The organism is Nostoc sp. (assembly GCF_036916735.1).
Taxonomy (GTDB): Bacteria; Cyanobacteriota; Cyanobacteriia; order Cyanobacteriales; family Nostocaceae; genus Nostoc.
Genome location: NZ_JBALFV010000093.1, coordinates 25,772 through 37,816, shown reverse-complemented (window position 1 = coordinate 37,816; position 12,045 = coordinate 25,772). Strand labels below are relative to the sequence as shown.

8 protein-coding genes are annotated in these 12,045 nt (G+C 42.5%); 3 read left to right on the top strand and 5 right to left on the bottom strand.

What is annotated here, in order from left to right; genetic code table 11:
- Positions 1 to 529: 529 nt before the first annotated feature.
- Positions 530 to 1,945, top strand: a complete 1,416-nt coding sequence (locus V7L20_RS20275) for a folate/biopterin family MFS transporter (RefSeq protein ID WP_334745813.1) — start codon at positions 530 to 532, stop codon at positions 1,943 to 1,945.
- Positions 1,946 to 2,064: 119 nt separating this feature from the next.
- Positions 2,065 to 3,561: a carotenoid oxygenase family protein gene (locus tag V7L20_RS20270; protein WP_334745812.1), complete on the top strand. Its 1,497-nt coding sequence runs from the start codon at positions 2,065 to 2,067 to the stop codon at positions 3,559 to 3,561.
- Positions 3,562 to 3,565: 4 nt separating this feature from the next.
- Here the strand turns inward: V7L20_RS20270 and V7L20_RS20265 are convergent, their stop codons facing one another.
- The 5 genes from V7L20_RS20265 to V7L20_RS20245 all read right to left on the bottom strand — a co-directional run bounded on the left by V7L20_RS20265 (position 3,566) and on the right by V7L20_RS20245 (position 10,494).
- The gene (locus V7L20_RS20265; RefSeq protein WP_334745811.1) at positions 3,566 to 4,744 is read right to left on the bottom strand and encodes a universal stress protein; all 1,179 of its coding nucleotides are present in this window, start codon (positions 4,742 to 4,744) and stop codon (positions 3,566 to 3,568) included.
- Between the two features lie 119 nt (positions 4,745 to 4,863).
- Complete coding sequence (gene kdpC / locus V7L20_RS20260; protein ID WP_334745810.1) at positions 4,864 to 5,466, bottom strand: K(+)-transporting ATPase subunit C; 603 nt, start codon at positions 5,464 to 5,466, stop codon at positions 4,864 to 4,866.
- Between the two features lie 43 nt (positions 5,467 to 5,509).
- Positions 5,510 to 7,615 (bottom strand): potassium-transporting ATPase subunit KdpB, encoded by a 2,106-nt coding sequence (gene kdpB / locus V7L20_RS20255; RefSeq protein WP_334745809.1) that lies wholly within the window; start codon positions 7,613 to 7,615, stop codon positions 5,510 to 5,512.
- Between the two features lie 656 nt (positions 7,616 to 8,271).
- Positions 8,272 to 9,957: a potassium-transporting ATPase subunit KdpA gene (gene kdpA / locus V7L20_RS20250; protein WP_334745808.1), complete on the bottom strand. Its 1,686-nt coding sequence runs from the start codon at positions 9,955 to 9,957 to the stop codon at positions 8,272 to 8,274.
- A 405-nt stretch (positions 9,958 to 10,362) separates the two neighbouring features.
- Positions 10,363 to 10,494, bottom strand: coding sequence for a hypothetical protein (locus V7L20_RS20245; protein WP_334745807.1), 132 nt, complete (start codon positions 10,492 to 10,494; stop codon positions 10,363 to 10,365).
- Positions 10,495 to 10,791: 297 nt separating this feature from the next.
- Here V7L20_RS20245 and V7L20_RS20240 point away from each other — a divergent pair, with 297 nt between their 5' ends.
- Positions 10,792 to 11,895 (top strand): sensor histidine kinase, encoded by a 1,104-nt coding sequence (locus tag V7L20_RS20240; RefSeq protein ID WP_334745806.1) that lies wholly within the window; start codon positions 10,792 to 10,794, stop codon positions 11,893 to 11,895.
- Positions 11,896 to 12,045 lie beyond the last annotated feature (150 nt).

The following is a 12,045-nucleotide window of genomic DNA, read 5'->3' as shown; positions in this document are numbered from 1 at the left end:
AGCCTGCGGCATAGCTACGCTTAGGGCGCAGCCTCTTCAAGAGTTGGGCGTAGTCGTAAAGCCTGCGGCATAGCTACGCTTAGGGCGCAGCCTCTCGTAGAGAAGTATTGGCCATGGAAAATTCACCGATGCCCGATTCCCTATGCGTTATACCTGACTCAACGAATAAGTCTACTGCGTAAGTCCTATGTCAGAAGTAGATACCTAAGCCAGGAAGTCTCCTTTCTGACTCGGCTATAAAACCAGACTCCAGGTTCGCGTAACGTGCTGTAGCCAGGATTTCATAACTTCCGATAACAATTCAATATTAAATACAAGTTAGGGCGAGCTTACTTACGGTAGGTTCGCCCTAATCCTTTGATTTAGGATTGTTATACAAATACGTTGATAAGGGTAGAGCAATGCTTATCAATATCAACTTGAGCTATGACGAATGAAATTTGCAAAGTTTACCGGCACACAAACAAAGCCTACTTCTTAAGAATCGATATGATAGAAAAGTAGATAAAACTTAAAAAATATTTATCAAATGGTGCTTCAATCATCTGGCTTGTCCAAGGTCAAAGACTCATTAACACAAAAAATCTTTTTGGATAATGAACCTAATGCGGAGTTAATTGCAATTCTGACTGTTTATTTTGTCCAAGGAATTTTAGGATTATCGCGTCTAGCCGTTAGCTTCTTCCTCAAAGATGAACTGCTGCTGAGTCCTGTTCAGGTGTCGGCGCTGTTGGGAATTGTCTTCCTACCTTGGATGATTAAGCCGGTGTTTGGTTTCATTTCTGATGGCTTGCCTATATTTGGCTATCGTCGGCGTCCTTATTTAATTTTATCTGGGATACTGGGAACTGCTTCTTGGGCGAGTCTGGCCACAATAGTTCATACTAGCTGGGCAGCTACATTAGCGATCGCTCTTGGTTCTCTCTCCGTCGCCATGAGTGATGTGATAGTTGACTCGCTGGTTGTGGAAAGGGCTAGAGGCGAATCGCAAGGAAAAGCTGGTTCATTACAATCTCTGTGCTGGGGTGCTTCTGCGATCGGAGGTTTGATAACAGCATACTTTAGTGGTCTGCTGCTGCAATACTTTAGTACCCGGACTGTCTTTGGAATTACCGCTTTATTTCCTCTCATTGTCTCAGGGGTAGCTTGGTTAATTGCTGAGTCCCCTGTTAGCAAAAATGCTCAAGATAGTGATCAAACCAATTCTTTACCAATCAAACATCAACTGGGGCAGCTACGCCAAGCCATTAGCCAAAAAACAATTTGGCTACCAACGGCGTTTATCTTTATCTGGCAAGCTACCCCAAATGCTGACTCAGCCTTTTTCTACTTCACTACCAACGAACTCCACTTTGAACCAGAATTTTTGGGGCGGGTGCATTTGGTAACAAGTTTCGCTTCTTTAGCAGGTGTTTGGATTTTTCAACGTTTCCTCAAAAGCATCCCTTTTCGCGTGATTTTTGCTTGGAGTACTGTCCTTTCCTCAATTTTAGGGATGACGACGCTGTTATTAGTGACTCACACAAACAGGCTGTTAGGTATAGATGACCACTGGTTTAGTTTAGGTGATAGCCTGATTCTCACTGTGATGGGGAAAATTGTCTTTATGCAAGTGATGGTGCTAGCAGCAAGGCTTTGTCCCTCTGGCGTGGAAGCAACATTATTTGCCTTGTTAATGTCAGTGTTTAATTCAGCAGGAACGGTTTCTCATGCATTTGGGGCATTAATCACATATTGGCTGGGGATCACTGCAACGAACTTTGAATCACTTTGGCTATTGGTGGTAATTACTAACCTCAGTACGCTGTTACCCCTACCATTTATCAACTGGCTACCTGCTGCTGAAGAACAAACCGAGACACCTAAAGATAACGAACAAGGGTTTTTGCCAGATTTGATGTCTGAGTTAGTACTGAGAGAACCAGAGTCGGAAATAGTGGAGTAGTGTAATAAATATCATATTAGATGAGTGAGTTCGCTGCTTTATCGTTCCAGTAAAGCTGCAAATAAATTTTTGGAGCGGTTACATATTTTCCTGCAAGGTAACAATAAAAAACAAAGTATATGCATTTTAAAAGTCAACAAAGCCCAGTTACAGAAAAATCCTACACCCGTGCAGACTGGCAAGGAGGATATCAATCTCTTACCCAAGAGTTTGATTATTGGATTGATGATATAGAAGGACAAATTCCCAGAGAATTGCAAGGTACGCTGTTTAGAAATGGCCCTGGTTTGCTGGATGTGAATGGGCAACTTCTTCATCACCCATTTGATGGGGATGGAATGATTAGCAAAATTACCTTTAGGAATGGTCGTGCCCATTTTCGCAATCGCTTTATTCACACAACTGGCTATTTGGCAGAACAAAAGGCAGGAAAAATTCTCTATCGCGGTACTTTTGGTACTCAAAAAGTCGGCGGTTGGCTAGCTAATATCTTCGACTTCAAACTCAAAAATATCGCCAATACAAATGTTATCTATTGGGGTGGTAAACTGCTAGCACTGTGGGAAGGAGGTGAAGCACATCGCCTCGATCCTTATACTCTTGAAACATTGGGAAATGAATATTTTAACGGTGTTTTGTCAGCAGGTGAAGCTTTCGCTGCACATCCCCGCGTGGAAAAGAATTGTGACCAAGATGGGGGCGCACCTTGCCTGGTAAACTTCTCGATTAAGCCGGGATTATCTACCACAATTACTATTTTCGAGCTAAACTCAGCAGGTAAAATTGTCAGACAGCACGCTCATAGTGTGCCAGGTTTTTGTTTCATCCACGATTTTGTCATTACTCGCAATTACTGCATCTTCTTTCAAAATCCTGTCACATTTAATCCCATACCTTTCGTCTTGGGAATACGTGCGGCGGGAGAATGTATCAAATTTCAGCCAAATCAGCCAACTCAAATTATAATTATTCCCCGCTTCCCCAAAGAAGGGCAAGAAAAGATAAAAATTCTGGAAACTCAGTCTGGTTTCGTCTTCCATCACGTCAATGCTTTTGAGGTAGGAGAAGAAGTTTTGATTGACTCCATTTGCTATCAACATTTACCAGAAGTGGAACCCGAAAGCGATTTTCGACAAGTTGATTTTGAGGCACTTTCACCTGGGAAACTCTGGCGATTTTGTCTGAATCTAAAGAATGGGACGGTACGGCAAGAATTGATTGATGGGCGTTGTTGTGAATTTCCCAGCATACATCCGGCGAATGTGGGACACTCTTATCGATATCTATATATAGGTGCGGCTCATGCAAACACTGGTAATGCTCCCTTACAAGCATTGCTGAAAATTGATTTAGAGTCTCTTGAAAGACAACTTTGGAGTGCTGCACCCCGTGGTTTTGTCGGTGAACCGATTTTTGTTCCGCGCCCAGATTCCAAAAAGGAAGATGATGGTTGGATATTAGCTTTGGTTTATGATGCTGCCCATCACCGATCAGATTTGGTAATTTTGGATGCTAGTGATTTCTCTAAAGGAGCGATCGCTCGCCTACATCTTAAGCATCATATCCCTTATGGTTTGCATGGAAACTTTACTTCTGAGGTTTTTATGGAAATTTAATCCCCTATTTGGGTGAAATCACTTTTTCGCTGGCAATGATATGCAAATCGATGTTTTTGAGCAAGCGTACTAATTTTTGCGTCAAAGATCCTTTGAAGAGCATTTGCCAGCGCGCTAGCAAAGCGCCTCTGAAGGAGGTTTGCTGACTCTCTCCAATTACAATTTGGGTAATCCGATATTTCTCGGCGACTTGGGCGATCGCATTCGCTACGTTACTGTTGGTAACACGAATAAAAGTACCTTCAAATTCCTTACAGAGTTTCTCACAAGTGTGGATGTGTAAGCTTTCCTCCTTACTGAGGAAACGTTCAGGATCGGCAACAAACAAAGTATAAAGCGGCGCGTTCATATAGTTAGCTAGCCTCGCACCCCGGCGTAACAACTGTACTGAGTTGGGATAAGTGGATACACACACCAAAACCCGTTCGTGAATATTACAAAATTGCCCATTGGGGGTAGTATCGATCGCATTTTCTTCTACGTTGTCTGCTACTTCGCGCAAAGCCAATTCCCGCAAAGCAATCAGGTTACGACGTTGGAAAAAATTATCGAGGGATTGTTGGATTTTTTGCGGTGCGTAAATCTTGCCCTCTAATAACCGTTCTTGCAGGGTTTCCGGTGTGACATCTACTACCACTATTTCATCAGCTTCATCCATAATCCTGTCAGGAACCCGCTCACGGACTACCACCCCAGTAATTCTGGCTACTAAGTCATTGAGACTTTCCAAATGTTGCACATTCATTGTGGAGTAGACATCAATCCCAGCTGCCAAAACTACTTCTACATCTTCGTAGCGTTTTTCGCGTGGGGAACCAGGGACATTGGTATGGGCAAGTTCATCGATTAAGACTAATTGAGGCGATCGCTTTAAAATGGCATCTGTATCCATATCCGTTAGCGTCAACTCACCGCGAGGATATTCCATACGGGGTACAATCTCCAGTCCCTCTGCCTTTTGCACTGTCTCCTTGCGTCCGTGGGTTTCCAAAAGCCCAACAACGACATCAAGCCCTTCGTGTTTAAGCGCGTGTCCCTCTTCCAGCATCCGGTAGGTTTTGCCTACTCCAGGAGCCATGCCAATAAATATTTTATGCTTACCCCGCCGTCGTGCCGGATAAAGCGAGTAACTTTCAGAATTTAAAAGAGTGCCAGCCGAACCAGTATTACTTTTATCTGACATTAGACCTCTTGGATGGATATTTTAAAACAAGAATCGGCTCACGTAGAGAGTAATGAAAAAGTTATCTATTTATTTCTAACTATTGTACAGAGGCGATTAATCATGTCTCTACTCCTTACTTACTGATTTGGCTGACGATAAAAATCTTGCACGTCAAGAGCATAATTTAATCGAAGAACATTGACTCCTGGCTCACCAAAAATCCATAAAAATCTGCCCTCAGTAAACTTATTAATTAAACGTCGGATTTCATCTTCTTTTACTCCCCGCGCACTAGCAACCCGCGTCACTTGTTGCACTGCTGCTCTCAATGAAATGTGCGGGTCTAAACCAGAGCCAGAGGTATAAATCATATCAGCGATCGGTTGAAGATTGTCGTCTCGTAACTGATTTGCCTGTTCTAGAATCCGGTTGAGTAGTTCTGGATTGCTAGCAGCAAGATTGCTAGCTCCAGATATGCCAGTTGGCTTGGCTTTTTTGCCTTGGCTATATCTAATAGTACTGGGACGAGAATGGAAATATCGCTCAGATGTGAACACTTGACTAATCAAAGCAGAACCAATTGCTTCACCTTTTAGATTCTGCATGATGCTGCCATTAGCTTGATAGGGCAAAAAAACTTGACCCATTACAAGGATTATTAGAGGATAGATGATTGCAGTCAACAACCAAAGCATTAGGGTTATAAAAATTGCTCTGATAGTTTCTCGAATAATAGCCATAAAATTTTTCCAATTGCTGCTAATATTTTATTTTTTACTGTCTTTAAGCCAAGCCCACAATTGTAATCAGTAAATCTATCAATTTAATAGCGATAAACGGCGCAATCACCCCACCTAAGCCATAAATTAAGATATTGCGTTGCAGTAGCTGATTAGCTGTCAGCGGCCTGAACCGCACACCCTTCAATGCCAAGGGAATCAAAGCGGGAATAATCAAAGCATTATAAATCAGTGCTGATAGAACAGCAGAATTAGGGCTAGTCAAATTCATAATATTCAAGCTTTGCAAATTAGCAGCGACAAATATCACTGGGATAATTGCAAAGTATTTAGCAATATCATTAGCGATGGAAAATGTGGTTAATGCTCCGCGAGTAATCAGTAATTGTTTGCCAATGCTAATTATATCGATCAGTTTTGTGGGATCGGAGTCCAAATCTACCATGTTGGCGGCTTCTTTTGCAGCTTGTGTGCCTGTATTCATGGCAACGCCGACGTTAGCTTGGGCTAATGCGGGAGCATCGTTAGTCCCATCTCCTGTCATGGCAACTAGTTTACCTGTTGCTTGTTCCTTCTTAATGACGCTGATTTTGTCTTCTGGTGTGGCTTCGGCGATGAAGTCATCAACTCCAGCTTCTTTGGCAATGACAGAAGTTGTAATCTGGTTGTCTCCAGTTAGCATGATGGTATGCACTCCCATCCGTCGCAGTGCGAGAAAGCGATCGCGGATACCAGGTTTAACTATATCTTTAAGATAAATAACCCCATAGATTTCGTTATCTAAGCTGACTGCTAGGGGTGTACCTCCCAGGCGAGAAACTCGTTCGTAGGTAGCATCCAATTCTGGTGTCTCGCGTCCGTGGCGGGAACGGACAAATTCTTTGATGACTTCTACTGCTCCCTTCCTGGCCTCATACCCACCAGGCAAGTTTGTACCACTTATGCGTGTTTTGGCAGAAAAATCAACTGCTTCTGCCTGGTTGAAGTCGAAATCAAACCGTGTTACTAACTTTTCTGCCAGTCGGGCAATGGATTTACCTTCTGGTGTATTGTCAAAGACACTAGCTGCCCAAGCAACGTTAGCAATTTCTGACATTGAATGACCGTTGATGGGGATAAACTCTTCCGCCAAACGGTTCCCAAGGGTAATTGTACCTGTCTTATCGAGAACTAAAGTGTTGACATCACCACAAGCTTCGACTGCTCGTGCTGAAGTGGCAATGACGTTAAATTGAGCGACTCGATCCATACCGGCAATGCCGATGGTATTGAGTAAGCCGCCAATAGTTGTAGGAATTAATGCTACTAATAGGGCAATCAAAATTGGCACGCTAACTGGACTGTTGACATAGTAAGCAAGTGCGGGCAGAGTTACCACGACTAACAAAAAGACTAAGCTAAGAACTGCCAGCAATACTGTCAGGGCAATTTCATTGGGTGTTTTGCTGCGTTCTCCCCCTTCTACCAAGGCAATCATCCGGTCAATAAAGCCTTTGCCTGGATCAGATGTGATGCAGATAATTAATTCATCTGAGATAATCCGCGTCCCACCAGTGACGGAACTAGCAACGTCGGAGCCTGATTCTTTTAATACTGGTGCGGATTCTCCAGTAATTGCCGATTCATCCACTGAAGCGACACCCATGATTACCTCGCCATCAGCGGGAATGATATCGCCAGCAATAACGTAGATGTTATCGCCCTGTTTAAGGCTGGTAGATGAAACTTCACTAATTGTGCCGTCGGTAGCAAGTTTTTTCGCGATTGTTTCTGATTTTGTTGATCGCAAAGCATCGGCTTGGGTTTTACCTCGCCCTTCTGCAATTGCTTCGGCAAAATTGGCAAACCAAACTGTAAAGAATAAAATCCCCGATAACAAGCCGTTAAACTGTTGCGGGTTCTTTTGGAGGGCTGGGCCAAATAGGTTGGGATCAATTGTTAGCAATAGGATGATGATTGTCCCCACCCAAACCACAAACATCACTGGATTTTTGATTGCATACTTAGGGTTGAGCTTGATAAAAGCATCTTTCATTGCCCTTAAGTACAGCCACTTATTAATTGTTTTGGCCTTTTTACGTGCTTGGCGGCGATCGCCAGAACGAGGATTTGACCGTCTAGCTTTGAAGTTAGTTGCCACTTGATTCATGAATAAAGTTAGGAGTTAGGAGTAAATACAGTTCAGTTAAGCATTTCTTTTTTCTCTTTGCGTCCTTGGCGTCCTTGGCGGTTCGTTAAAAAAAATTGACTTTGACAAAAAGTTTTAGACTTAACCCAAGCCTATTAAGTTAGGAGTAGGAATAGCGCTGTCAAGGTGAATCTTGTATTCATTACTAGCCTTTGAACTTGGAAGTTGAGCCTCTGAACTCGGAAGTTGAGCCTTTGAACTCGGAAGTTGAACCTCTGAACTCGGAAGTTGAGCCTTTGAACTTCCAAGTTCAAAATTCTAAAAGAACAAATGAAGATTTTGTTTGAACGAATATGAAATTTAAGCTACATATCACCTTGACAATGCCTAAATTTATTTATAGTTACTGAGTTTATGGTGAGCGCAGTCGAACTGCGTAGCCGAAGTATAGGGTTGTTAATTTTGACTTTTGACTTTCCAAAGGGGCTGATCGGCTAAAGTTAGGAATTATTAGAAACTTCTAATAAAAAACAGATCCAATCTGTAGAGTGCGTTACTAACACACCATCTGATGAAGGTGCGTTACGCGCTCGCTAACACACCCTATGAAACCGGATAATTTATTTTTGACTATTCTCTTAATATCCCCAACTTATAACTCATAACTCATAAATTTTCTAACTGCCAGATGCTAGTTTCATACCCTCAGCTATGGGGCCTAAAGCCAGAACAGGAAAGAAAGTCAACACTCCCAATATTAATGTCACTCCAGCAGTGATACCAGTAAATACTAAAGAATCCGTTCTTAGAGTACCAGGGGTTTCAGGAACTGGTTGTTTGCGAGACATGCCGTCAGCTAATAGGAGGATGGCAATTATCGGAATGTAGCGTCCTCCGATGAGGCTCACTATTGTACTCAAGTTCCACCACAAGGTATTATCTTTCAACCCTTCTAAGCCAGAGCCATTATTTGCTGCTGCTGAGGCGTATTCATAAACTACTTGAGAAATACCGTGATAGCCAGTGTTGCTAATTCCTGATAGGGAGATGGGATAAGCCAAGGCGATCGCACTGGGAATCAAAACTAGAATTGGGTGAATCACCAGCACCACACCGACGAGGACGATTTCTCGCTTTTCAATTTTGCGTCCTAAAAACTCTGGGGTGCGCCCTACCATGAGTCCGGTTAGGAACACTGTGAGAATTAAGTAAATAAATAGGTAAGCTGTTCCAGTTCCCTGGCCACCCCAGATAACCTGAATAAACAAGTTGAAGAGAGTCGAAAATATTCCTTGCGGCATTAAAGAATCGTGCATCCCATTCACAGCACCAGACATAGTAGCGGTAGTCATCACTGCCCAAAATGCCGTTTGTGCCCAGCCAAATCGAACTTCTTTCCCCTCTAAATTAGGTTGTTCTAATCCAAAGGCGTTATTAACAAGGGGATTACCTTGTAGTTCTCCCAAAGCTGTCACTCCCACCAGAACTACAAAAATCACAAACACCATCCAGAAAAGTAGCCAAGCTTGCTTGATGTTGTTGGCAAATATACCGTAAGTGTAAATCAAGGCTGCTGGTATAGAAATCATGGCGAGCATTTCTATTAAGTTAGAAGCACCATTGGGATTTTCAAAAGGATGGGCTGAGTTTACGCCAAAAAAGCCTCCGCCATTCTCGCCTAAAAGTTTGATCATTTCAAAAGATGCCATCGGGCCTCTGGCAATATATTGCGTTCCACCTTCTAAGGTTTTCAGAACCAGAGTCTCTTTTAATGTTTGTGGTACACCTGCTACAAGCAAGGCGATCGCTCCAATAATCGAAATCGGCAGCAAGATTCGCGTAATTCCACGGACAATATCGACGTAAAAGTTTCCTAATTTTCTCCCTGTTAACCCGCGAATAAAGGCAATTCCTACGGCTAACCCTGTGGCTGCGGAGGTGAACATCAAAAAGCCTAAAGCCGCTACTTGGCTAAAATAGCTTAAAGTTGTCTCACCAGCATAATGTTGTTGGTCAGTATTTGTCACAAATGAAATGGTTGTGTGCAGTAATACATCCCATTTGGGCGCACCGAAGCTGTTAGGATTCCAGGGCAAGAGTCTCTGAAAATATATCAGTAAATAAACTGAAACACCCATAATCAGGTTGCTGCAAATTACAGCCCGGATATACTGCAAACCCGTCATATCATCTTTCCTGCGGACACCCGCTAGTACGAACATACTTCGCTCTATCGCGTTCATTAAAAAATCAAGCTGTGTTCTTTCTCCTAAGAAGACACGCGCTATGTATTTACCTAGTAACGGAGTGATTGCTATGACAATACACAGCGTTAAGCCAATTTGTAAAAAACCTTGTCCCATATATTTCGCGCTCAATTAAATTTAAGTGCTAGCAAGCCAATTCTTAGAAATAGCAGATTAACTGTTGGAGTATTTGATTTCGATGAATTTGGTGATATCTCATATCACCGCCATTTTTAAATCTGGATTTAGTATTTTCAGTTATTATCCAGATACTTATTAAAGTTATTGTTAATAATATTTACTTTTTTATTCTTAATTCATCTATAATTATCCGATTTTATTTTTGAACAAAGTTAGGTATTTGTAGGGTGCGTTACGCGAAACGCACCAAACCTTTAAGAATGGTGTCGTCCTCTCGCAGCTATACACCCTAATAGTGAGGATTATTTGTTTATACAATAGATTATCGAAGTTTGCTACTTTCAAAGAACATAAACATTCGAGAGAATTTTCTTAAAGGGATTATGGGTTGGGATGGTTGTGGTAAATACTCCACCCCTTCGGGTAACTACTTAGTACCGCAGAACGAAAGTTAAAAGCAGCCAGTCGCCGTTTTTGCATCTGGACAATCAGAATTTTCAGGTTAATGGTCAAGTTAACATTTGCAGATATAGGACTAATATTTGATTTATGAAAAAGCTCGGTACAACTTGAAAAGCCTAATTCTTATTCCCTACTCCTTACTCCTCGCCTATCACGGTTACGCTACGCTTCTGGTGCGAGACGCTTCTCTTTGCAGAAAGGCTTGTCTGCGACACGCTTTGCGAACGCGCACCACGTAGATAATTTCAAAAATCAAATACGATTCCTATATAAATTGCAGATAAATCATAATCACTAAATTAAATAATTGTAAAGATTGTAGAATAACGATTTTTTAGTAAATGAAAAATGAAAAGATTAAATCGATTAGTAGCTATGAAAGAAGCTATAAACGAGCGTGGGGAAACTTATGGGCTAATAGCGATCGCCTTTGCGATCGTGATAGTCTTGGAATATTTAACACCACCTGAGTACGTATTTGGCTACCTTTACACAGGGACGATTTTGTTAGCAGATTCACGATTGAATCGGGGTGCTGTATTGGGGATCACTCTTGCAGCTACAGGATTAACATTATTGAATTTGTTTGTTCCTGGAGGAGAAATAATTCATCCCCCAACGTTGGCAAATAGGTTGATTGCAGTATTGGCGTTGATGGTAACGGGTTGGTTAAGTGACCGCAACCACCGCAATGAAGAAGCGATCGCTTATACGCAAGCACAATTACGCTCCCAGGAACAACTAGCTACCATGCGTGAAGATTTTGTTTCTACCCTGACGCATGATTTGAAAACACCCCTATTAGGAGCAATTGAAACGCTGAAATATTTTCAAAATGAGCAATTTGGTGAAATCACGCCAATGCAAGCAAAAGTTTTACAAACAATGGCTCGTAGTCATCGGAGTACACTGCAATTAGTCCAAACGCTTTTAGATGTATACCGCAATGATGCCGAAGGGCTGAAACTACAGTTATCACCTGTTAATTTGGTAACTGTAGCGGAAGAGGTAATTGCTACCCTGGCTGAACTAGCGAAAACACGTCAGGTTTATATTTCTCTCCACTATGGCGAATCAGATTTTCGCAGCTTTCTTTGGGTAAACGGCGATCCTTTGCAACTGGGGCGAGTCTTTACCAATCTCCTAAGTAATGGCATAAACCATACCCCCCGTGGCGGTAAAGTGGAAGTAGTACTTGAAAGTTATTCTAGCGATCAAGTAGTAAAAATACTTGATACTGGTTCCGGCTTTACCGAAGAAGAGTTACCCCACTTGTTTGAAAGGTTTTATCAAGGACATAGCGATCGCCACGTCTCAGGATCTGGACTAGGGCTTTATTTGACTAGGCAAATTATTACCGCTCATGGGGGTACAATTTGGGCAGAGAATTACTCACCACGAGGCGCACTGTTTGGTTTCCGACTCCCTGCTTGTCCACCACCGGGGAGATGAGGAGTGGGAGCAAGGGGAGCAGGGGAGGCAGGGGAAGCAGGGGAAGCAGGGGAAGCAGGGGAGGTAAGGTAGAACTTGCAACGCCGTCTTTCCCTTCCCCTTGTCCCTAATTCTCCTTGTCTCTTCCCAATGCCCAATGCCCAATGCCCA